Here is a 21,644-nt window from a genome sequence, read left to right as displayed (position 1 = left end):
TCTGAGGATGTCCGCGCTAAGTTGCTCATTTATCGGACACTTTTCAGGATGCGCCGCCAATTATGAATTTGTTGAAATCGCTGGCAGCGGTCAGTTCAATGACCCTGTTTTCCCGCGTGCTGGGCTTTGCCCGCGATGCCATTGTGGCGCGGGTGTTTGGCGCCGGGATGGCGACTGACGCCTTCTTTGTTGCCTTCAAACTGCCGAATCTGCTGCGACGTATTTTCGCTGAGGGGGCATTTTCTCAGGCGTTCGTGCCTATTCTGGCTGAATACAAAAGCAAGCAGGGCGATGAAGCTACACGCGTGTTTGTGGCTTATGTTTCCGGGTTATTAACGCTGGTGCTGGCGCTGGTCACGGTGCTGGGGATGGTTGCCGCGCCCTGGGTGATTGTGATTACCGCTCCGGGCTTCGCCGATACTGCGGACAAATTTGCCTTAACCAGTTCGCTGCTGCGCGTCACCTTTCCTTATATCCTGCTGATTTCACTGGCATCGCTGGCCGGGGCGATTCTCAATACCTGGAACCGTTTCTCCGTGCCTGCCTTTGCGCCAACATTGCTGAACATCAGTATGATTGGTTTTGCGCTCTTTGCCGCGCCGCACTTCCATCCGCCGGTGATGGCGCTGGCATGGGCCGTGGTGGTGGGCGGGGTGTTGCAGTTGTTCTATCAACTGCCGCACCTGAAGAAAATTGGCATGCTGGTGCTACCGCGCGTTAACCTGCGCGATGCGGGCGTCTGGCGTGTGATGCGCCAGATGGGCCCGGCGATTCTGGGCGTCTCAGTCAGCCAGATTTCATTGATTATCAACACCATTTTCGCTTCTTTTCTGGTTTCCGGTTCGGTTTCCTGGATGTACTACGCCGATCGCCTGATGGAGTTTCCTTCCGGCGTGTTAGGGGTGGCGTTGGGTACCATTCTGCTGCCGTCACTGGCGAAAAGTTTTTCCAGCGGCAATCACGATGAGTATTCCCGTCTGATGGATTGGGGCCTGCGTCTTTGTTGTCTGCTGGCGCTGCCCAGTGCCGTGGCGCTTGGTATCCTCTCGGGTCCGCTGACCATTGCGTTATTCCAGTACGGTAAATTCACCGCCTTTGACGCCGCCATGACGCAGCGCGCCCTGGTGGCCTATTCGGTCGGGCTGATGGGCCTGATTGTGGTCAAAGTGCTGGCACCGGGTTTCTATTCCCGTCAGGACATTAAAACACCGGTGAAGATCGCCATTATCACGCTGATCATGACGCAGCTGATGAACCTCGCGTTTATTGGTCCGCTGAAGCATGCGGGGCTGTCGCTGTCGATTGGCCTGGCAGCCTGTCTGAATGCGGCGCTGCTGTATTGGCAACTGCGTAAACAACAGATTTTCCACCCACAGCCGGGCTGGTTTAGCTTTTTACTGCGTCTGTTAATTGCCGTGCTGGCGATGGCTGCGGCACTGCTGGGCTTGCTGTATGTGATGCCTGCCTGGGAAGAGGGGCATATGTGGTGGCGTTTGCTGCGTCTGGCGGCGGTATGTGCGGTCGGCGGTGGTGCCTATTTTGTGATGCTGGGCGCGCTGGGTTTCCGGCCACGCGATTTTGCGCGTCGTACCCAAGCTTAAAGTATCAAACGGCGCGATAAATCGCGCCGCTACAAAATATTGCACACATGGTAGTGGCGTGGTTTATCGCGCAATATCAATTAATTACCCTTTACGACTGAGTGTCGCCTGACCTTTGCCCAATCCGTCCGGGCCGTAAAATGCCTGAGTCTGATGGGGTTTCAATACGGCTAACGCTTCATCAGTAAAGCGAATTTGCTGCTGCAACAGCAAGCCATTGTGCGTATTGGCATCGCGCAGGCGTTGCGTATGCTGCTGGATGCTGTTCCAGCGGCGAGACATATCATTATGACCACGATAAGGTGCCTGGATGCCGCTGCTCTGCTCGGTCGTCCGGCGCATTTCGTCCAGATAGTTCAGCGTCGAGAGCAGCGCGCTCTTATCTTCGGTAATGCGCTGCAACAGGTTGCCGTTAATCAGACCGGCACCCAGCTGTTGCTGCTCCTCATTGATCACTTCGCTCAGTGAGGAGAGCACTTCCTGCATCTTATCTAAGGTGGTCAACAGATTGTTCATCGGGATTAATTACCCTCTAAATACGCCTTGTTATCGGCGATCAGCGCGTCGGCGATCTTGCCGGTATCCATTTTCAGTTCGCCATTGCGAATGGCGGTTTTCAGCTGCTCAACGCGAGCGGTATTGATATCACTGCTGCCTGGCTGCATCAGTTGTGACTGGGCTGCACTCAGTTTCACCTGAGAACCGCTCTCGCTGGTGCTGGCGGTGCTTGCCGTGCTGCTCTGACGCACTTTGCTGCTGTTGTCATTGCTGTCACGGGTCTGAACAGTGCTAACCGGTTGTAATGGCTGGGTTCTGTCGATGCTCATGGTCTTGCTCCTGTAAAGTCAGTTGGGGATGAGCCAACTGAGTCAGCATAGGGTAATTTCATTGTTGCTTTCACTATCGGCAGAAAAACAGGGTTCTTTAGCGCTTTATAGCGATATAAGAATATTCCCATCCTCGCCAACTCGCCCGCTGATGACCTGACCATTTCCCATGCGCACCCGCACCATCTGCGCGGTGGTTGCATTATTCAGTGCCTGACCTTCGCTGCTGGCATCAAAGCCGTTACCACTGGCAACGACCAGCACATTTTGCCCGGCTTTCACCCGCCACGGCAGGCGCACCATGGTGGCGGTGACCGGCTGTCCGGGCGTGATGTCACGCATCACAATAGCATCGGCCACGCTGGCTGCACTGAACAGAGTGCGTGCCGGCAGGGAATCGAGCCGTCCGGATTGCAGACGGAAATCACTGGCGCTGACGCTGGTACCCCGCATCAACTGATGATTTGCCACCAGATATTGTCCGGTCACCTGCACCTGAACCTGTAAATAACGCCGGTTCTGTCCGCAATTGGTGGCGATGCTCATATTACCCCACTGACGGCTATTGCCGGGCAACAGAAACTGCGGCGCATCGCAGACTGGCCACTGTTCTTTTGGCGTACGAATGACCACATTGATGCCTGCCGCGTGCTGCGGATCGCGTGCCTTGAAGAATTGCGTCAATTGCGCGTCAAGTTGCGCGGCATGACCGGGCAGCGCCAGCACCAGCAAAAGTGAGGACAGTAAGGTTGGAAATCTGCGCATCACACGCCTCCTGACTGAAGATGGCCCTGAGTCTACTCCTCGCGCGAAAAATTCAATGTCAAAAATAGCCAATGTTTTTGGCGCTATTCAGACGATAGCCCTTGCTTTTACCCAATTAAGCTGTCAGCTCGAAATTCTCATTCGCGGAGGAAGCATGCTCGACAAACTCGATGCCGCGCTGCGATTTGGTACAGAAGCCCTCAACCTGCGGGCGGAGCGTCAGGAAATCCTGGCATCCAACATTGCCAACGCCGATACCCCAGGCTACCAGGCCCGGGATATCGACTTTGCCAGCCAGCTCAGCAAGGTGATGGAAAATGGTCGCTCTGAGGGCAGCAGCCTGGCGCTGAATGTGACATCAGCACGTCACATTGAAGCCCAGAGTAACGCGCAGCCGTCGATGGACCTGCTGTACCGCATTCCCGATCAGCCTGCCGCGGATGGCAACACCGTGGATATGGACCGGGAGCGTACGCAGTTCGCCGATAACAGCCTGAAATATCAAACCGATCTCACCCTCATCAGTAGCCAGATCAAAGGCATGATGAGCGTTCTGCAGGGGCAATAAACATGGCATTGCTAAATATCTTTGATATCGCCGGGTCGGCTATGACGGCGCAATCGCAGCGCCTGAACGTCAGCGCCAGTAACCTGGCCAACGCCGACAGCGTCACCGGGCCGGATGGTCAGCCTTACGTGGCGAAACAGGTGATATTCCAGACCGATGCTGCACAGGGTATGGCGACCGGTGGCGTGAAAGTGGCCGGCGTGGTGGACGATCCTTCCCCGGCGAAATTGGTGTACGACCCGGGCAATCCGATGGCCGACCAGAAAGGTTACGTCAAGATGCCCAATGTGGACGTGGTGGCCGAGACCGTGAACACCATGTCGGCTTCACGTAGCTATCAGGCCAACGTTGAGGTTCTGAACACCGTGAAATCAATGATGATGAAAACGCTGACTATGGGTCAGTAACGGAGAAACACAATGGGTATCGCGGTAGGCGTTAACGAAAATCTGGACCCCACAGTCCTCAGCTCCTCCAGTAGCAGCACCGGTAACAGTGCGCAGGATTTACAGAACCAGTTTCTGACCATGCTGGTGACGCAGTTACAGAACCAGGACCCCACCAACCCGATGGATAACAGCCAGCTCACCACACAGCTGGCACAGATCAACACCCTGAGCGGCATTGAAAAACTCAATACCACGCTGGGTTCCATCTCCGGGCAGATCAGCACCAGTCAGAACCTGCAAAGCTCCACGCTGATTGGTCATGGTGTGATGGTGGATGGCAGCCAGATCCTGGTGGGCAGCGGGACAACCACGCCGTTTGGTGTGTCACTGACCACGGCCTCAACCGCTACCACCGCCACCATTAAGGATTCAAGTGGTGCCACGGTTCGTACCATTGACCTGGGTGCGCTGTCTTCCGGTGTTCACACCTTCTCATGGGATGGCACCTTGACCGATGGCTCTACGGCACCGGACGGCAAATATACCGTTTCCATTGCCGCCAGCAATGGCAGCACCCAACTGGTGGCTCAGCCGCTGAATTACGCCTACGTCAGTGGCGTCAGCACAACGGATGACACCGCAACACTGGACCTCGGCACCATGGGGACCGCGACCCTTGATGATGTTCGTCAGATCCTCTGATAAACCTGTAACCAGGAGCAATTAATATGTCTTTTTCCCAAGCGGTGAGCGGCCTGGGTGCTGCTTCCAGTAACCTTGACGTGATTGGTAACAACATCGCCAACTCCGCCACAGCGGGCTTTAAATCCAGCACCATCGCGTTTGCCGACATGTTTGCCGGTTCTAACGTGGGCCTGGGTACCAAAGTTGCTGCGGTCATTCAGAACTTTAACGACGGCACCACCACCACCACCAGCCGTGGTCTGGATGTGGCGCTGAGCGGCAACGGCTTCTTCCGTATGACCGACAGCAGTGGCGCGGTGTATTACTCACGTAACGGCCAGTTCACGCTGGACGAAAACCGTAACCTGGTGAATACCCAGGGCCTGTTCGTCACTGGCTATCCGGCGAGCGGTTCACCGGCCACCATTCAGACCGGTGCTAACCCGGTAGCGCTGAGCATTCCTACCACGCAGATGTCAGCGCGTGCGACCACCACCGCAACGCAGGTGGCTAACCTTAACTCCACCAGCACCACGCCGACCGTCACCACCTTTGATGCGTCTAATGTCGATAGCTACAACGCCAAAAGCACCATGACGGTATACGACTCGCAGGGTAACGATCACACCCTCGATATGTACTACGTCAAAACCGGTGATAACGCCTGGACTGTACACGCTGTTGACTCGACCACCGGTACTTCAGCGGGCGATTTTGACCTGACGTTTGATACCAGCGGCAATCTCACCAGCGTGGGCGGTGTCGCCGGTGCCACTACCGTCGGGCTGACCATTAATGGCTCCAATGGTGCTGCGGCCGCTCAGAGCATCACCCTGAGCATGCAGGGCAGTCTGCAGCAGAACACCGGCACCACCACCTTCGGCAACCCGACTCAGGATGGTTATGCGCCGGGCGACCTGACCACCTACACCATTAACGACGACGGCACCATCACCGGTACTTACTCGAACCAGCAAACTCAGCTGCTGGGTCAGATCGTACTGGCGAGCTTCTCTAACCCGGAAGGTTTGCAGTCAGAAGGTGACAACGTCTGGAGCGCCACCAGTTCTTCGGGCCAGGCCGCCATCGGCACCGCAGGCACCGGCACCTTTGGTTCGCTGACCGCAGGCGCGCTGGAAGCCTCTAACGTGGATCTGAGTAATGAACTGGTAAATATGATTGTTGCGCAGCGTAACTATCAGGCGAACGCGCAGACCATCAAAACCCAGGACCAGATCCTCAACACCCTGGTCAACTTACGTTAATTCACTAACGGGATTGCATTATGGATCACGCGATATATACCGCGATGGGAGCCGCCAGCCAGACGCTGGAGCAGCAGTCCGTCACGGCCAGCAACCTCGCCAACGCCTCCACCCCGGGTTTTCGTGCCCAGCTGGAAGCCTACCGCGCGGTGCCGGTCAATGGCTGGTCGCTGCCGACGCGTACCCTGGTGACGGCCTCTACACCGGGTGCCGATATGACTGCAGGGGCGATGGACAATACCGGTCGCGCGCTCGACGTGGCGGTGCAGCAGGACGGCTGGCTGGCGGTACGCACCGCTGACGGCAGCGAAGCCTATACCCGCAACGGCAACATTCAAATCAGTTCCACTGGCATCCTGACAATCCAGGGCAATCCCGTAATGGGCGATGGCGGGCCGATTGCGGTCCCGCAGGGCGCAGAGCTGACTATCGCAACGGATGGCACCATCACCTCGCGTAACCCAGGTGATGCCCCCAATGCGACGGTGCAGATTGGTCGTCTGAAGCTGGTCACCGCCACCGGCCAGGAGCTGCAACGCAGTGACGACGGCATGTTCCGTCCCACGGCACAAACCCAGGCAACACGCGGGGCAGCGCTGGCAGAAGACACCACGGTGCAGGTATCACCCGGGGTTCTTGAGGGCAGTAACGTCAAACCCGTGGAAACCATGGTCGATATGATCGCCAACGCCCGACGTTTTGAGATGCAAATGAAGGTCATCTCCAACGTCGATGAAAACGAACAAAAAGCCAACCAGCTGCTCAATATGAGCAGTTAAGGCCGAGGATAAAACAATGATTCGTTCTTTATGGATTGCGAAAACCGGCCTTGACGCCCAGCAAACCAACATGGACGTCATCGCCAACAACCTGGCGAACGTCAGCACCAACGGCTTTAAGCGTTCGCGTGCGGTATTTGAAGACCTGATGTATCAGACCGTACGTCAGCCTGGTACGCAGTCATCCGAACAAACCACCTTACCGTCGGGTATGCAGATCGGTACCGGTGTGCGTCCGGTGACCACTGAGCGTCTGCACACCCAGGGCAACCTGTCGCAGACCAGCAACTCAAAAGACCTTGCAATCAACGGTCAGGGCTATTTTGAAGTGCAGATGCCAGACGGCACCTCGGCTTACACCCGTGATGGTTCATTCCAGGTGGATCAGAATGGTCAGCTGGTGACCAACGCCGGTTATCCGGTTCAGCCGGGCATCACCATTCCTGCCAACGCCACCGCCATTACGGTTTCACGCGATGGCGTGGTGGATGTGACGGTGCAGGGGCAGACCAACCCGACACAGGTAGGCCAGCTGACGCTCAGCACCTTTATGAACGATGCCGGTCTCGACAGCCTGGGTGAAAACCTCTACCAGGAAACACAGGCGTCAGGCGCGCCGACCCAAAGCACGCCGGGTCAGAACGGTGCCGGTCTGCTGTATCAGGGCTATGTGGAAACCTCAAACGTTAACGTGGCGGAAGAACTGGTGTCGATGATCCAGACGCAACGTGCTTATGAGATCAACAGCAAAGCGGTCAGCACCTCCGATCAGATGCTGCAGAAGTTAACCCAGTTATAAATCTGGTGTCTTTGGGCCAGCCTGGCTGGCCTGATTAAGAACATGAATAAGGTCAGAACCCCGTGGCGAAGCAAGTGATTCTCAAGCCTGGTCATTGGTTGGTAGCGTTATCGCTGCTGACATTAAACGGTTGTGCGCTGATCCCACGCACGCCACTGGTACAAGGCTCGACAACGGCAGAGCCAACGCCTTCTGCGCCGCCGGTGGTCAATGGTTCGATTTTTCAGGGTGTTGCGCCGCTTAACTACGGTTATCAGCCGCTGTTTGAAGATCGCCGCCCACGTAATATTGGTGACACCCTGACGATTACCCTGCAGGAAAACGTCAGCGCCAGCAAAAGCTCTTCCGCGAATGCCAGCCGCGATGGCAGTGGCAGCTTTGGCCTGACCACGGTACCAACCGGACTGAATGGTCTGGTCGGCGCGAGTGGCGAAAAAGTGGGTCTCGACGGCGAAGGCAAAAACGACTTCACCGGCAAAGGAGGCGCCACCGCCAACAACACCTTTACCGGCACCATCACCGTCACCGTTAATCAGGTGTTGTCTAACGGCAACCTGCGCGTGGTGGGTGAGAAGCAGATCGAAATTAATCAGGGAACCGAATTTATTCGTTTCTCCGGTGTGGTTAACCCCCGCACCATCAGCGCCAGCAATGCGGTGCTGTCAACCGCAGTGGCCGATGCACGTATTGAGTACGTCGGTAATGGTTATATCAATGAGGCGCAGACCATGGGTTGGTTCCAGCGCTTCTTCCTGAACATCTCGCCGATGTAAGAGGTTACGATGAAAATGAACACTCTGCTGCGTCTGGGCCTGAGCATGCTGCTCGGCTTCAGCCTTATTGCGCATGCTGACCGCATCCGCGATCTGACCACCGTGCAGGGCGTGCGCGACAACCAGCTGATTGGCTATGGCTTAGTGGTGGGACTGGACGGCACCGGTGACCAGACCACGCAAACGCCGTTTACCACGCAAACCGTCAGCAACATGTTGTCACAGCTGGGGATCACCGTGCCGACCGGCACCAATATGCAGCTGAAAAACGTCGCGGCGGTGATGGTTACCGCCTCGCTGCCTGCCTTCGCACGTCAGGGACAAACCATTGATGTGGTGGTGTCGTCACTGGGCAACGCCAAAAGCCTGCGCGGCGGTACGCTGCTGATGACGCCGATGAAAGGGGTCGATAACCAGGTGTATGCGCTGGCGCAGGGTAACATTCTGGTCGGCGGTGCCGGTGCGGCCGCTGGCGGCAGCAGCGTACAGGTCAACCAGCTGAATGGTGGTCGGATTACCGGTGGAGCCACGGTGGAGCGTGAACTGCAAAGCAACTTTGGCAGCCAGAGCACCATCAACCTGCAACTCAACAACGAAGATTTCACCATGGCGCAGCGCATTTCGGACGCCATCAACCGGGGTGGCTACGGTTACGCTCAGGCGCTGGATGCCCGTACCGTGCAGATTCGGGTGTCACCGAATAACAGCTCTCAGGTCCGTCTACTGGCCGATATCCAGAACCTCGACGTTTCCGTCCCGCTGGAAGACGCCAAAGTGATCATCAACTCACGTACCGGTTCGGTGGTGATGAACCGCGAAGTAACGCTGAGCACCTGTGCGGTGGCACAGGGTAATCTGTCAGTGACGGTGAATCAGCAGCAGAACGTCAGCCAGCCGAATACGCCGCTGGCCGGTGGGCAGACGGTAGCAACCACGCAGACGCAGATCGATATGCGCCAGAGTGGCGGGGCACTGCAACACGTCAACGCCAGCGCCAACCTCAACAGCGTGGTGCGTGCGCTTAACGCGCTGGGTGCGACACCAATTGATTTGATGTCGATTCTGCAATCAATGCAGAGTGCGGGCTGCCTGCGCGCCAAACTGGAAATTATCTGATGAGTGATACGCAATCGCTGATGAATGCGGCTTATGACAGCCGCTCGCTCAATGACCTGAAACGTGAGGCCAGCCTCGATCCGAAAGGTAAGGCCTTGCAGGTTGCGAAACAGGTTGAGGGGATGTTCGTGCAAATGATGTTGAAGAGTATGCGTGAGGCGCTGCCGCAGGATGGCCTGCTGAGCAACGATCAAACGCGTCTCTATACCTCAATGTACGACCAGCAGATTGCGCAGGAAATGGGGAAACGCGGCCTCGGCCTGGCGGACACCATCGTTAAACAGATGCAACCCGCGCAGGAACCGGATGAAAGTGCGGGTACGGTGCCAATGAAGCTGGATAACAGCTTTATTGTCAGCGCCATGGCTCCGCTCCAGCTGGAGCAAATGGTACGCAAGGCGGTGCCACGTTTGCCGGTGTCGCCGGGCAATTTGTCTGGCGACAGCAGCGACTTCATCGCCCAGCTGGCGCAGCCCGCCAAAGTGGCGAGTGACGAGAGCGGCATCCCGCACCATCTGATTCTGGCACAGGCTGCGCTGGAGTCCGGCTGGGGTCAGCGCCAGATCCTCACGCGTGATGGTAAGCCGAGTTACAACGTGTTCGGCATCAAGGCCAGCAGTGACTGGAAAGGTCAAACCACCGACATCATGACCACCGAATACGACCATGGCGAAGCGAAAAAAGTGCGCGCCAGTTTCCGCGTCTATGGCTCCTATCTCGAAGCACTGACTGACTACGTCAAACTGCTCTCCAGCAACCCACGCTATGCGGCGGTGGCGAATGCCCAGACGGCGGAGCAGGGTGCACAAGCTTTACAGGCTGCCGGTTACGCCACTGACCCGAAATATGCCCAGAAACTGGTGGGAATGATCCAGCAATTCAAAAACATGGGCGAAAAAGTGGTGAAGGCCTACAGCCAGGATTTAACCAATTTGTTCTGATTTTTTTGCCTCAAGTTTCACTTAAGCACGCCGATAACCTTCATAGACCCTGGGCGTCCTGACGCCCTGGTAACCGCACTGATGACAGCCAGCCCGGTGAACGGGAAATTAAGGAACCGAGATGTCCAGTATAATCAACTCAGCGATGAGCGGGCTGAGCGCCGCACAGGCCGCATTAAGTACCACCAGTAACAACATCAGTAACTACACCGTGGCAGGTTATACCCGTCAGACCACCATTCTGGCGCAGGCGAACAGCACCCTGAGCGGGAGCAGCTATTATGGCAACGGTGTCAATGTGACCGGTGTACAGCGTGAGTATGATCAATTCATCACCGCGCAGTTGCGTAGTGCCAGTGCCACCTATCAGGCGGCCAACACGCAATATTCTCAGGTTTCGAATATCGACGATTTGTTGTCAACCTCGACAACCAGCCTGTCCGATTCGCTGCAAAGTTTCTTTACTAACGTACAGAACGTGGTCAGCAATGCTAATGATCCTTCTGCACGTCAGTCGCTGCTGAGTTATGCAGATGGTCTGGTAGACCAGTTCCAGTCCACCTCGCAATACCTGACCAACATGCAGAGCAGCGTCAATACCGATATCACCTCCAGTGTTGACCAAATCAACACCTATACCAGTCAGATTGCCGATCTGAATACCCAGATTGCCAAACTGACCACCGGTGGTGGTTCGGCACCGAATGATCTGCTCGATCAGCGCGATCAGCTGGTAAATAGTCTGAATAATATCGTTGGCGTGAGCGTTTCCCAGCAGGATGGCAGCTATATCGTCTCCATGGGTAGCACCACCCTGGTGAATGGCAAAAACAGCACCACGCTGGTGGCGATGCCGTCAACCAGCGACCCGTCCCGTATCACTGTCGGTTATGTTGATAAGCTGGCGGGCAACGTAGAAATTCCTGAGAAAACCCTGACAACCGGTTCACTTGGTGGTCTGCTGGCATTCCGTTCTCAGGACCTGGACACCGCTCAGAACCAGCTCGGTCAGTTAGCGGCAGCGTTTACCACCAGTTTCAACGCCGTACAGACAGCCGGTTACGATAGCAATGGGGATCAGGGGACTGACTTTTTCACCATCGGCAGCCCTGAAGTGTTGAGCAACACCAAAAACACCTCCAGCGCCACCGTGACAGCTGCCTGGACCGATACCAGCGCGGTGAAGGCCTCGAACTATACCGTAAGCTATGACGGCAGCAACTGGTCGGTAATACGTAATTCGGACAACGTCAGCGTCACCCCGACTCAGGGTACCGATGCCGATGGCAACACCACGCTGAGTTTTGATGGTCTGCAATTGACGGTAAGTGGCACGCCAGCCGCCAAAGACAGTTTCCTGGTCAAGCCGGTGCAGAACGTGATTGGCGGTATGTCTGTTGCCATCACCGATGAATCACAGATTGCCGCTGCGGGTACCGCAGACGGTGGTGAAAGTGATAACACCAACGCCCAGAAAATGATGGATTTGCAGGATGCCAATCTGGTGAATGGCAACGCCACCCTGACGCAGGCTTACGCCAGCCTGGTGAGTACAGTGGGTAACAAAACCAGCAACCTGGAAACTAAAAGCACCACCCAGGAAAACGTGGTGAACCAGCTGACCGATCGTCAGCAGTCAATCTCAGGCGTCAACCTCGACGAGGAATACGCCAACCTGACCAAATATCAGCAATATTACACTGCCAACGCGCAGGTGTTGCAAACTGCCAGCACCATCTTTGATGCGCTGATCAGCAGTATCAGCTAAGCAGAGAGAGGATAAATAACCATGCGTCTTAGCACGAATATGATTTTCAACCAGCAGGTGCGCGGCATTACAGATTCGCAATCCTCCTGGCTTAAAGTGGGTGAGCAGCTTTCCAGTGGCCGCCGCGTCAGCAATCCGTCTGATGATCCGATCGCCGCCTCACGCGCGGTGGTGCTGTCGCAGTCACAGGCGAAAAGCACCCAATACGCCACTGCGCGCAACTTTGCCAATCAGAGCTTGTCTCTGGAAGCTAACACACTGCAAAGCATAACCAGCAGTATTCAGGATGCACAGACCCTGATTGTTCAGGGTTCAACCGGTACGCTGAGTGATGATGACCGAGCCTCGATAGCAACCTCTCTTGAAGGAATCCGTGCGCAGTTACTTGGGCAGGCTAATAGCAAGGATAGTAACGGCAACTACATTTTTGCCGGTTATAAAACTGATACTGCACCTTTTACCGATACCGGCTCAGGTGTTACCTATGTGGGCGGCACTACTGCGATTAGTCAGAAAGTGGACGACAGCCGGACGATGACAGTGGGCGATACCGGTACCTCAGTATTTATGTCAATTACCAGCAACGCCAAAGCGGAGCCGGACGGTAGTGCCAGCGAAACCAACCTATTCAATATGCTCGACAGTGCCATCGCCGCGCTGAAAGTGCCGCAGGATGATGCGGACGATGCCACCAAACAAACCTTCCAGGATGCGATGGATAAGACCAACCGTGGTCTGAGCAACTCACTGAATAATGTGCTTGCTGTGACTTCTGCGGTAGGGATCAAAATGGATAACCTGGACACGCTTGATGCGCAGGGTGATACCCGCGATACCATTATGGCTTCGCAGATGAGCGACCTGGTGGATGTGGATTACACCTCAGCGATCTCCAGCTACACCATGCAACAAACAGCATTGCAGGCGTCCTACACCGTGTTTACCCAGATGTCGAAGATGTCACTGTTCCAGTTGAACGCGTAACTGACCTGAAAATTTGAGCGTACTTAAACCGGGTGCGCTTGTTTTTTCCCACAGCCCTCCGGGGCCGTGGGATTTTTTTTGCCTGTAATTCTTGCTGAATAAAAGGCAATAAAAAACCCCGGACTGGCCGGGGTTGGTTTCAGAGCTGTTCGCTTAGACGCTTTCTGGCTTGGTTGCCGGAGCGGTAGACTGATGCGTGGCGCTATGCCCGCCAGCCGAGCCACGACCGGCAAACTCAAACGGCGGACGCACCCAGTCGCTGTGGCGAACCGGTTCAGGTTGCCATGCCGGTGCCGGTGCTTTGGTCATCGGTGCTGAAGCAAAGTGCTTCCAGCGGGTTTCAGCGTTATTCAACGCGGCATCGCGAGCGGCAACCGGAGCCTGAGGTTCCGCAACGGGTTGCTGCGGTTCGTCTGCTGCGACCGGTGCAGCCAGCACGTCTTCCACCTGAGCGACAACGTCTGGCGTCACTTCAGCTGGGGCCACAGCTGCGCTGGTTACGGCTTCGTCAACTTCGGCGGCAACGTCAACCACAGGTTCAGCCTGCGCTGCTGTTTCTTGCGCAACCACTTCATCTGCCGCTGAAATTACCGCAGGCTCTTCATTAACCGGCGTGTCAATCGGGCTGGTGTCATCGGTATTCACCACCGGCACTTCAGTGTGCGCCTGCGGTTCAGCCGGATGGACGACAGCTTCAGCAACCGGCTCGGCAACCACTTCTTCTGGTGCCACTCCAGCAGTGACTGGCAGGGCTACGGCTGCGGCGGTTTCTTCACGGCTATAGTCTGGCGTCTCGCTCACAACATCCTGAGTGACTTGTTCTTCAATGGCCTGAGCCACTGGGTAACGTACCCAGACTTTACCAGAAGCCATTTCCGGCGATGCAGAGGCGCTAGCCAGCGGCATGGCGGATTGGGTCGGATAACGCTCATCACGATAACGACGACGGCGCTGACCACTGACGCGCAGGTGACGCGGCGAACGACGTGAACGGCGCGGCATATTGGCGTTATCACGATTTTCGTTGTCATCCTGGTCATCATTAACCGCTTCAGGTTCTTCGTTGAGCGGTGCACGCGGCGTGGTTTCAACCGGTGTTTCGCTAACCAGCGGCGCAACGGTTTCTGCTACGTTCTCGTCACCAAAGCGCACTTTCTGCGTCAGCTGACGGGGTTTACGACGCGGCATTACCTGAACGCGTTCTTCTTCCTGGACAACAGATTCATCAACGACATCAGCCTGAACGATCGGCTCAGCGGCTTTCTGCTCCTGCTGCTGGGCACGTTTCTCTTCCTGACGACGACGCTGGCGTTCTGCACGCTGTTCACGGCGCTGTTGCTGCTGTTCTTCACGCTGCTGGCGAGCTTCTTCGCTCTGTACCGGGCTACGTTCTTCACGCGGCTCGTTCTGACGTTTGTTGCGACGATTTTCCGTGGTCTCACGCGCTTCGCGTGGCTCACGCTGTTCACGTGCTTCACGTACCGGTGCATTCTCACCGTTGCGCGGTGTGCGCTCACGGCGGTTATTACGACGGTTGTTGCGACGTTCGCCACGCGGCTGAGTGTTTTCACCTTCAGCAGCTTTACTTTCCGATTGCTCGCTGGCCGCCGGCACTGCAGCAGGTGCGTCACCGACAAACAGTTTCTTCAGACCACCCAGCAGACGCGCCATAAAGCCGGTTGAGGCTGCCGGTGCGACGACGGTGGCTGTCGCTTTGGCTTTCGGTTCGGCTTTCACTACCGGCGTGATTTCTTCATTCGCTTCAACCGGTGCAGGTGGTGCATCCGGCATCACAAAGGCAGCGAGAGCAGGTTGCTCAGGGCGACGACGCTCGGCCTGTTCTTCTTCCGAAGGCAGCGCCATTTCTGCTTCATGCAACTTCGGCAGGTGATAGCTCAGCGTCTGAGTTTCTTCGCCTTTACGTACACGCAGCACGGAGTAGTGCGGGGTTTCCATCTGATCGTTTGGCACGATAATGGCGCGGACACCACCCTGGCGCTTCTCAATCGCGCTTACCGCATCACGTTTCTCGTTCAGCAGGTAAGAGGCAACCGGCACCGGTACAATGGCATGAACTTCTTTGGTGTTGTCTTTCAGCGCTTCTTCTTCAATCAGGCGCAGAATCGACAGCGACAGCGATTCGTTATCACGAATAGTGCCAGTACCGCTACAACGCGGGCACACGTGATGGCTGGATTCACCCAGTGACGGGCTAAGGCGCTGACGTGACATCTCCAGCAGGCCAAAGCGAGAAATATGGCTGATCTGGATACGTGCGCGATCCTGGCGGACGGCTTCACGCAGACGGTTTTCTACCGCGCGCTGATGGCGTACTGGCGTCATATCGATAAAATCGATCACGATCAGGCCACCAAGGTCACGCAGACGCAGCTGACGAGCGATTTCGTCGGCGGCTTCCAGGTTGGTATTGAAAGCCGTCTCTTCGATATCGCCGCCACGGGTGGCGCGTGCGGAGTTGATATCAATCGCAGTCAGTGCTTCGGTGCTGTCGATAACAATAGAACCGCCGGATGGCAGACGCACTTCACGCTGGAAGGCGGATTCAATTTGCGATTCGATTTGGTAGTGGCTGAACAGCGGAATTTCACCGGTGTACAGTTTGATTTTGCTACTGAAATCCGGGCGACCCAGGGCAGCGATATGCTGACGTGCCAGCTCCAGCACTTTCGGGTTATCGATAAGAATCTCACCGATATCCTGACGCAGATAGTCGCGGAAGGCGCGAACGATCACGTTGCTTTCCTGATGGATCAGGAAGGGGGCCGGACGGTTTTCCGCTGCTTTCTTGATCGCTTCCCAGTGTTTCAGGCGGAAGCTTAAGTCCCACTGCAGCGATTCGGCAGATTTGCCCACGCCCGCAGTACGCACAATCAGACCCATGCCTTCCGGCAGTTCCAGGGCTGATAACGCTTCTTTCAGTTCAGTGCGATCGTCACCTTCAATACGGCGCGAAATACCACCCGCACGCGGGTTATTCGGCATCAGCACCAGGTAGCTACCGGCCAGCGAAATAAAGGTTGTCAGTGCTGCCCCTTTATTACCGCGTTCCTCTTTATCAATCTGAACGATAACTTCCTGGCCTTCACGCAGCACATCTTTGATGTTGGGACGTCCGTGCGCATTGTAATTAGCGGGGAAGTATTCGCGGGAGATTTCTTTCAGAGGGAGAAAACCGTGACGCTCAGCACCGTAATCAACAAACGCAGCTTCCAGGCTGGGTTCAATACGGGTGATTTTACCTTTGTAGATGTTGGCTTTTTTCTGTTCGTGTCCGGGGCTTTCGATATCCAGATCGTACAGACGTTGACCGTCAACCAGGGCAACGCGCAACTCCTCCTGCTGAGTTGCGTTAATTAACATTCTTTTCATCTTGACTTACTCGTTATTCTCTCATGAGTGACAAAGCTGCGGGCATCGTTACCCTGGACGAGAATCAACCGATGGCCCCGTGTCATTAATGCACTGACGTCAACCTCACGGTTGTCGGCGGCTAAAGGGGCGCAAATCTTGTCGGTGGCCTGTTTTTCATAAGGAAATCCAGCGCCTGAAGGTGGAAGTGCTACTCGAGTATTCAAAAATCCACACATCCCAGTCTGTCGTCCTGGCTGCAACCCGCAGCCCGCTAAGTGCCTGATTTAACATTACGTCTTACGCCATTGCTGCGTGTCCGTTTAATCCGGCAAAATGACTTATTTCGCTCTTTTTCCAGCCTGAATCTTTCCAGGACAGAAACCCCTGCATTATTCCATTGCTAGCCTTCATATAGCAAGGCGACTTTTGCCGAGCTGTGAAGTTTATTCATCCTTAACCTGTTCATTTGCAGGGCTAATCATCGCAACGCTGAAAAAGACAGCATTTCGTCCGTTTCAGCAAGCGACCTGAGAGAGTTAAGCACAGAAAAAGGGGTGGCGCTATCCAGGGACACTATTTAGAATCGCGACCATGAAAACTGAGAATCCAGGCGTACAATTTGTCGCCATTACGGCTGAAAATGCCGGACAACGCATTGATAACTTTTTGCGCACCCATTTGAAGGGGGTGCCGAAAAGTATGATTTATCGCATTCTGCGTAAAGGCGAAGTGCGGGTAAATAAAAAGCGCATCAAGCCCGAATATAAACTGGAAGAGGGTGATGAACTGCGCATCCCGCCAGTCCGCGTTGCGGAGCGGGAAGAACAGGCATTGTCACCCAGGCTGGAAAAAGTGGCTTCGCTGGCGGATGCCATCCTCTATGAAGATGATTATTTACTGGTGCTGAATAAACCCTCCGGCACAGCGGTGCATGGTGGCAGCGGTCTGAGCTTTGGCGTGATTGAAGGGCTGCGTGCGCTGCGTCCGGAGGCACGCTTCCTTGAGCTGGTGCATCGACTGGATCGTGACACCTCCGGTATTTTGCTGGTGGCGAAAAAACGTTCAGCACTCCGTTCCCTGCACGAACAACTGCGTGAAAAGGGAATGCAAAAAGATTACCTGGCACTGGTGCAGGGTGACTGGCCTTCACACCTGAAAGTGGTTCAGGCACCGTTGCTGAAAAATATTCTGCAAAGCGGCGAGCGCGTGGTGCGCGTCAGTGCGGAGGGCAAACCCTCCGAGACGCGATTTAAAGTTGAGGAACGCTTTGGTTTTGCCACGCTGGTCAAAGCCAGCCCGGTAACCGGCCGCACCCACCAGATTCGCGTTCATACGCTGCATGCGGGCCATCCGATTGCCTTTGATGATCGCTACGGTGAACGTGAATTTGATCGTCAGCTGGCATCAACCGGGCTTTCCCGCCTGTTCCTGCATGCCGCTGCACTGACTTTTACTCATCCGAACACCGGTGAGACGCTGCGCATGGAAGCGCCGCTTGACGGCGCTTTAAAGCATTGTCTGGCGCAGTTACGCCAGAAAAAAGCCTGATCACCGTGGCAGGTATCAACTCAACGGGTTGATACCTGCCTGGCGTAGCATCTCATTCAGCGCAATCAACGGTAAGCCAATCAACGCATTGGGGTCACGTCCTTCCAGCTTTTCAAACAAACAAATGCCAAGACCTTCGCTTTTGAAGCTTCCTGCACATTGCAAAGGTTGTTCTTTTGCGACATAAGCGGCGATTTCTGCCTGACTCAGGGCACGAAAATGCACCGTAAAGGGTTCACAGCATAAAAATTGTTGTGCATTCTGTGGCTGAATTAGCGCCAGACCGGTATAGAAGGTGATTGCCTTACCACTGGCGGCAGCTAACTGGCATCGTGCGTTCTCCTCCGTATGTGGCTTACCGGTGATGTTGCCATCCAGCACGCATACCTGATCGGAACCAATGATCCAGCGATCCGGGTATTGTTCAGCCAGCGCCTTGGCTTTTGCCAGTGCCAGCCGTTGCACCAACGCTTCTGCCGTCTCACCGGGGAGTGGTGTTTCATCGGTATGCGGTGCCGCGCAGATAAAAGGCAGGCCAAGCTTACTCAATAAAGCCTGACGGAACGGAGAAGTTGAGGCTAAAACCAGCGGTGTCATCATTTTTTTTCAGAATAGATAGCGTAAAGGTGACAGTCATTTTAAACTGTGCGCCGCACTGGATGCGACTAACGGGTGAAAGATGCCGTGAAACGGCCTTTTTCTTTGACTCTATGACGTTACAAAGTTAATATTCGCGCCCTATGCAAAAGGTAAAATTACCCCTGACGCTCGATCCGGTACGCGCCGCGCAAAAACGCCTTGATTATCATGGCGTTTATTCACCTGAACTGGTGGCGCGCGTGGCCGACTCGGTCGTGAGTGTGGACAGTGATGTGGAATGTGCCATGTCGTTTGCGGTTGACAACCAGCGCCTCGCCGTTCTGCAAGGAACAGCGGATGTGCAGGTAACGTTGTTATGTCAGCGCTGCAACCAGCCGTTTCCGCATCAGGTTCACGTAAGCTATTGCTTCAGTCCTGTCTCTACTGAAGAGCAGGCCGAGGCACTGCCGGAAGCCTACGAACCGGTCGATGTCGATGATTTTGGCGAGATTGATCTGTTGGCGGTGATCGAAGATGAAATCATCCTCGCACTGCCGGTGGTTCCGGTGCATGATTCTGAACACTGTGAAGTGTCCGACGCGGACATGGTCTTTGGAAAGCTGCCTGAAGAGGCAGAAAAACCAAACCCATTTGCCGTATTAGCCAGTTTAAAGCGTAAGTAATAGGAGTAAGGTCCATGGCCGTACAACAGAATAAACCCACCCGTTCTAAGCGTGGTATGCGTCGTTCTCATGATGCTCTGACCACCACCACTCTGTCTGTAGATAAAGTTTCTGGTGAAACTCATCTGCGTCACCACATCACTGCGGATGGTTACTACCGCGGTCGCAAGGTAATCGCTAAGTAATTCTTGCGGTTACGCAAGGCGATACTTTGACACGTTTGACCCTGGCGATAGATGCCATGGGCGGGGACTTCGGTCCCTGCGTGACAGTGCCTGCAGTCTTGCAGGCACTGGCCTCTCATTCGCACCTGATTATCCTTCTGGTCGGCAATCCCGACATCATCACGCCATTACTTGCCAAAGCGGATTCCTCTGTACTGGAGCGTTTGCGGGTTATTCCTGCCGAATCGGTTATTGCAAGTGATGCCAGACCTTCTCAGGCGATTCGTAACAGTCGCGGTAGCTCAATGCGTATCGCGCTGGAGCTGGTGAAAGAGGGTCAGGCTCAAGCCTGTGTCAGTGCGGGAAATACCGGCGCACTGATGGGGCTAGCCAAGTTATTATTAAAGCCGCTGGAAGGTATTGAACGTCCGGCGTTGATGACCGTTCTGCCGCACCAGCAGCAGGGTAAAACGGTCGTACTGGATCTGGGCGCGAATGTTGAGTCCAACAGTGAAATGCTGGTGCAGTTTGCTGTGATGGGTGCAGTGGTGGCCGAAGAAGTGCTGGCCATTACACAACCGCGTGTGGCATTGCTTAATATCGGACAGGAAGAGACCAAAGGTCTGGAAACTATCCGTATGGCAGCTGCGGTGCTGCGGGAATCGCCGCAAATCAACTATATTGGTTATCTTGAGGGGAACGATCTCCTCACTGGCAAAACGGATGTGCTGGTTTGCGATGGCTTTGCTGGCAATGTCACGCTGAAAACCATGGAAGGCGTGGTAAGAATGTTTCTTTCTCTGCTCAAGTCGTCAGGTGAAGGAAAAAAACGGGCCTGGTGGCTGAAATGGCTGGGGCGCTGGATCCTAAAGCGTCTGACAAAGCGTTTCGGTCATCTCAACCCCGACCAGTACAATGGCGCTTGTCTGTTAGGATTGCGCGGGACGGTAATCAAAAGCCATGGTGCGGCGAATCAACGCGCCTTTACCGTGGCGATAGAACAGGCAGAGCAGGCGGTGCGGCGGCAAGTCCCTGAACGGATTGCGGCGCGTCTGGATACTGTATTAGCCAGGAGTGACAAAGCGTAGATGTTTACCAAAATTCTCGGTACGGGCAGCTATTTGCCTAGCCAGGTGCGCAGCAACGCGGATCTGGAAAAAATGGTGGAGACTTCGGACGAGTGGATTGTCACCCGTACCGGTATCCGTGAGCGCCGCATTGCTGCGCCGGATGAAACAGTAGCGAGCATGGGTTACTCGGCAGCACAGCGCGCCCTGGAAATGGCGGGTGTGGCAGCCAGTGATGTGGGCTTAATTATTGTCGCGACGACATCTTCCAGCCACGCATTCCCCAGTTCAGCCTGCATGATCCAGCAAATGCTGGAAATCGACGATTGCGCCGCTTTTGACCTTGCGGCAGCATGCGCGGGCTTTACCTATGCGCTGAGCGTTGCCGATCAATACATCAAAAATGGCGCGGTGAAACATGCGTTGGTGATCGGGGCTGACGTGCTGGCACGGACCCTGGACCCGGCGGACCGTGGCACCATCATTTTGTTTGGTGATGGCGCGGGTGCTGTGGTACTGGGTCAGAGCAGCGAACCGGGCATCATTTCAACTCATCTGCACGCGGATGGTCGCTACGGCAAATTGCTGACTCTGCCTTATCAGGATCGTGAACAGCAGGATCAGCCAGCCTACCTCACTATGGCAGGCAATGAAGTCTTCAAAGTGGCGGTGACTGAGCTGGCACATATTGTGGATGAAACATTGCAGGCGAATAATCTCGATCGCGAAATGCTCGACTGGCTGGTACCTCATCAGGCTAACCTGCGCATTATTAGCGCCACAGCAAAAAAACTGGGTATGGGAATGGATAAAGTGGTGGTGACGCTGGATCGTCACGGTAACACCTCTGCTGCCTCCGTACCGAGCGCGCTGGATGAAGCTGTACGTGATGGCCGTATCAAGCCCGGACAACTGATTCTGCTGGAAGCCTTTGGTGGTGGTTTCACCTGGGGTTCCGCGCTGGTTCGCTTT

Annotated in this window: 22 protein-coding genes; 17 read left to right on the top strand and 5 right to left on the bottom strand. The window is 55.3% G+C overall.

The window, feature by feature from the left end; all coding sequences use genetic code 11:
• The first annotated feature begins 62 nt into the window (after positions 1 to 62).
• The gene (murJ, locus tag PW844_RS01115) at positions 63 to 1,601 is read left to right on the top strand and encodes a murein biosynthesis integral membrane protein MurJ (protein WP_299445774.1); all 1,539 of its coding nucleotides are present in this window, start codon (positions 63 to 65) and stop codon (positions 1,599 to 1,601) included.
• A gap of 84 nt (positions 1,602 to 1,685) precedes the next feature.
• On the opposite strand, the gene flgN is transcribed toward murJ, so the two are convergent.
• The 3 genes from flgN to flgA form a co-directional block, all read right to left on the bottom strand.
• The gene (flgN, locus tag PW844_RS01110; RefSeq protein WP_299445771.1) at positions 1,686 to 2,117 is read right to left on the bottom strand and encodes a flagellar export chaperone FlgN; all 432 of its coding nucleotides are present in this window, start codon (positions 2,115 to 2,117) and stop codon (positions 1,686 to 1,688) included.
• A 5-nt stretch (positions 2,118 to 2,122) separates the two neighbouring features.
• Positions 2,123 to 2,428 (bottom strand): flagellar biosynthesis anti-sigma factor FlgM, encoded by a 306-nt coding sequence (flgM, locus tag PW844_RS01105; RefSeq protein WP_299445768.1) that lies wholly within the window; start codon positions 2,426 to 2,428, stop codon positions 2,123 to 2,125.
• Positions 2,429 to 2,533: 105 nt separating this feature from the next.
• Positions 2,534 to 3,193 (bottom strand): flagellar basal body P-ring formation chaperone FlgA, encoded by a 660-nt coding sequence (gene flgA / locus PW844_RS01100; RefSeq protein ID WP_299445765.1) that lies wholly within the window; start codon positions 3,191 to 3,193, stop codon positions 2,534 to 2,536.
• A gap of 154 nt (positions 3,194 to 3,347) precedes the next feature.
• Here flgA and flgB point away from each other — a divergent pair, with 154 nt between their 5' ends.
• The 11 genes from flgB to flgL all read left to right on the top strand — a co-directional run bounded on the left by flgB (position 3,348) and on the right by flgL (position 13,259).
• Entirely contained in the window at positions 3,348 to 3,761 is a 414-nt protein-coding gene (gene flgB / locus PW844_RS01095; protein ID WP_299445762.1) for a flagellar basal body rod protein FlgB, read from the top strand.
• A gap of 2 nt (positions 3,762 to 3,763) precedes the next feature.
• Positions 3,764 to 4,168 carry a flagellar basal body rod protein FlgC gene (flgC, locus tag PW844_RS01090; protein ID WP_208714629.1) on the top strand — a complete coding sequence of 135 codons (405 nt, stop codon included), beginning with the start codon at positions 3,764 to 3,766 and terminating at the stop codon, positions 4,166 to 4,168.
• Positions 4,169 to 4,180: 12 nt separating this feature from the next.
• Positions 4,181 to 4,852: a flagellar hook assembly protein FlgD gene (gene flgD, locus PW844_RS01085; RefSeq protein WP_299445753.1), complete on the top strand. Its 672-nt coding sequence runs from the start codon at positions 4,181 to 4,183 to the stop codon at positions 4,850 to 4,852.
• Positions 4,853 to 4,878: 26 nt separating this feature from the next.
• A complete protein-coding gene (gene flgE / locus PW844_RS01080) occupies positions 4,879 to 6,099 on the top strand; it encodes a flagellar hook protein FlgE (RefSeq protein WP_299445751.1) in 1,221 nt (406 codons plus the stop codon).
• A 20-nt stretch (positions 6,100 to 6,119) separates the two neighbouring features.
• Positions 6,120 to 6,878, top strand: a complete 759-nt coding sequence (locus PW844_RS01075; protein ID WP_084873873.1) for a flagellar basal body rod protein FlgF — start codon at positions 6,120 to 6,122, stop codon at positions 6,876 to 6,878.
• A 16-nt stretch (positions 6,879 to 6,894) separates the two neighbouring features.
• Positions 6,895 to 7,677 (top strand): flagellar basal-body rod protein FlgG, encoded by a 783-nt coding sequence (gene flgG / locus PW844_RS01070; RefSeq protein WP_084873874.1) that lies wholly within the window; start codon positions 6,895 to 6,897, stop codon positions 7,675 to 7,677.
• Positions 7,678 to 7,739: 62 nt separating this feature from the next.
• Positions 7,740 to 8,450: a flagellar basal body L-ring protein FlgH gene (locus PW844_RS01065; RefSeq protein ID WP_299445737.1), complete on the top strand. Its 711-nt coding sequence runs from the start codon at positions 7,740 to 7,742 to the stop codon at positions 8,448 to 8,450.
• 9 nt (positions 8,451 to 8,459) lie between these two features.
• Positions 8,460 to 9,566 (top strand): flagellar basal body P-ring protein FlgI, encoded by a 1,107-nt coding sequence (locus PW844_RS01060; RefSeq protein WP_299445734.1) that lies wholly within the window; start codon positions 8,460 to 8,462, stop codon positions 9,564 to 9,566.
• Positions 9,566 to 10,507: a flagellar assembly peptidoglycan hydrolase FlgJ gene (gene flgJ, locus PW844_RS01055; protein ID WP_299445731.1), complete on the top strand. Its 942-nt coding sequence runs from the start codon at positions 9,566 to 9,568 to the stop codon at positions 10,505 to 10,507. Before PW844_RS01060 ends, flgJ begins: the two co-directional genes overlap by 1 nt.
• A gap of 121 nt (positions 10,508 to 10,628) precedes the next feature.
• The gene (gene flgK, locus PW844_RS01050) at positions 10,629 to 12,275 is read left to right on the top strand and encodes a flagellar hook-associated protein FlgK (RefSeq protein WP_299445728.1); all 1,647 of its coding nucleotides are present in this window, start codon (positions 10,629 to 10,631) and stop codon (positions 12,273 to 12,275) included.
• 21 nt (positions 12,276 to 12,296) lie between these two features.
• Positions 12,297 to 13,259, top strand: a complete 963-nt coding sequence (gene flgL, locus PW844_RS01045) for a flagellar hook-associated protein FlgL (RefSeq protein ID WP_299445725.1) — start codon at positions 12,297 to 12,299, stop codon at positions 13,257 to 13,259.
• 153 nt (positions 13,260 to 13,412) lie between these two features.
• On the opposite strand, the gene rne is transcribed toward flgL, so the two are convergent.
• Positions 13,413 to 16,649 carry a ribonuclease E gene (gene rne, locus PW844_RS01040; protein WP_299445722.1) on the bottom strand — a complete coding sequence of 1,079 codons (3,237 nt, stop codon included), beginning with the start codon at positions 16,647 to 16,649 and terminating at the stop codon, positions 13,413 to 13,415.
• Positions 16,650 to 17,222: 573 nt separating this feature from the next.
• Here rne and rluC point away from each other — a divergent pair.
• On the top strand, positions 17,223 to 18,179 hold the full coding sequence (gene rluC, locus PW844_RS01035) for a 23S rRNA pseudouridine(955/2504/2580) synthase RluC (protein WP_299445719.1): 957 nt from the start codon (positions 17,223 to 17,225) through the stop codon (positions 18,177 to 18,179).
• A gap of 15 nt (positions 18,180 to 18,194) precedes the next feature.
• On the opposite strand, the gene PW844_RS01030 is transcribed toward rluC, so the two are convergent.
• The gene (locus tag PW844_RS01030; protein WP_299445716.1) at positions 18,195 to 18,779 is read right to left on the bottom strand and encodes a nucleoside triphosphate pyrophosphatase; all 585 of its coding nucleotides are present in this window, start codon (positions 18,777 to 18,779) and stop codon (positions 18,195 to 18,197) included.
• A gap of 140 nt (positions 18,780 to 18,919) precedes the next feature.
• Between PW844_RS01030 and yceD the strand changes: the two genes are divergently transcribed.
• The 4 genes from yceD to PW844_RS01010 all read left to right on the top strand — a co-directional run.
• On the top strand, positions 18,920 to 19,441 hold the full coding sequence (gene yceD / locus PW844_RS01025; RefSeq protein ID WP_084873883.1) for a 23S rRNA accumulation protein YceD: 522 nt from the start codon (positions 18,920 to 18,922) through the stop codon (positions 19,439 to 19,441).
• A gap of 14 nt (positions 19,442 to 19,455) precedes the next feature.
• On the top strand, positions 19,456 to 19,626 hold the full coding sequence (gene rpmF / locus PW844_RS01020) for a 50S ribosomal protein L32 (protein ID WP_013508656.1): 171 nt from the start codon (positions 19,456 to 19,458) through the stop codon (positions 19,624 to 19,626).
• 26 nt (positions 19,627 to 19,652) lie between these two features.
• Positions 19,653 to 20,693 carry a phosphate acyltransferase PlsX gene (plsX, locus tag PW844_RS01015; protein ID WP_299445696.1) on the top strand — a complete coding sequence of 347 codons (1,041 nt, stop codon included), beginning with the start codon at positions 19,653 to 19,655 and terminating at the stop codon, positions 20,691 to 20,693.
• Positions 20,694 to 21,644 (top strand): beta-ketoacyl-ACP synthase III (locus PW844_RS01010; protein ID WP_299445693.1); only part of this gene is annotated, 951 nt, incomplete at its 3' end.

The sequence above is a fragment of the Pantoea sp. genome, from assembly GCF_028283705.1.
Taxonomy (GTDB): domain Bacteria; phylum Pseudomonadota; class Gammaproteobacteria; order Enterobacterales; family Enterobacteriaceae; genus Pantoea.
This window is presented reverse-complemented; position numbering and strand designations above follow the sequence as displayed.

Coding starts and splice junctions, on each gene's coding strand:
- murJ (WP_299445774.1), top strand. CDS start 63: ATGAATTTGTTGAAATCGCTGGCAGCGGTCAGTTCAATGACCCTGTTT.
- flgN (WP_299445771.1), bottom strand. CDS start 2,117: ATGAACAATCTGTTGACCACCTTAGATAAGATGCAGGAAGTGCTCTCC.
- flgM (WP_299445768.1), bottom strand. CDS start 2,428: ATGAGCATCGACAGAACCCAGCCATTACAACCGGTTAGCACTGTTCAG.
- flgA (WP_299445765.1), bottom strand. CDS start 3,193: ATGCGCAGATTTCCAACCTTACTGTCCTCACTTTTGCTGGTGCTGGCG.
- flgB (WP_299445762.1), top strand. CDS start 3,348: ATGCTCGACAAACTCGATGCCGCGCTGCGATTTGGTACAGAAGCCCTC.
- flgC (WP_208714629.1), top strand. CDS start 3,764: ATGGCATTGCTAAATATCTTTGATATCGCCGGGTCGGCTATGACGGCG.
- flgD (WP_299445753.1), top strand. CDS start 4,181: ATGGGTATCGCGGTAGGCGTTAACGAAAATCTGGACCCCACAGTCCTC.
- flgE (WP_299445751.1), top strand. CDS start 4,879: ATGTCTTTTTCCCAAGCGGTGAGCGGCCTGGGTGCTGCTTCCAGTAAC.
- PW844_RS01075 (WP_084873873.1), top strand. CDS start 6,120: ATGGATCACGCGATATATACCGCGATGGGAGCCGCCAGCCAGACGCTG.
- flgG (WP_084873874.1), top strand. CDS start 6,895: ATGATTCGTTCTTTATGGATTGCGAAAACCGGCCTTGACGCCCAGCAA.
- PW844_RS01060 (WP_299445734.1), top strand. CDS start 8,460: ATGAAAATGAACACTCTGCTGCGTCTGGGCCTGAGCATGCTGCTCGGC.
- flgJ (WP_299445731.1), top strand. CDS start 9,566: ATGAGTGATACGCAATCGCTGATGAATGCGGCTTATGACAGCCGCTCG.
- flgK (WP_299445728.1), top strand. CDS start 10,629: ATGTCCAGTATAATCAACTCAGCGATGAGCGGGCTGAGCGCCGCACAG.
- flgL (WP_299445725.1), top strand. CDS start 12,297: ATGCGTCTTAGCACGAATATGATTTTCAACCAGCAGGTGCGCGGCATT.
- rne (WP_299445722.1), bottom strand. CDS start 16,649: ATGAAAAGAATGTTAATTAACGCAACTCAGCAGGAGGAGTTGCGCGTT.
- rluC (WP_299445719.1), top strand. CDS start 17,223: ATGAAAACTGAGAATCCAGGCGTACAATTTGTCGCCATTACGGCTGAA.
- PW844_RS01030 (WP_299445716.1), bottom strand. CDS start 18,779: ATGATGACACCGCTGGTTTTAGCCTCAACTTCTCCGTTCCGTCAGGCT.
- yceD (WP_084873883.1), top strand. CDS start 18,920: ATGCAAAAGGTAAAATTACCCCTGACGCTCGATCCGGTACGCGCCGCG.
- rpmF (WP_013508656.1), top strand. CDS start 19,456: ATGGCCGTACAACAGAATAAACCCACCCGTTCTAAGCGTGGTATGCGT.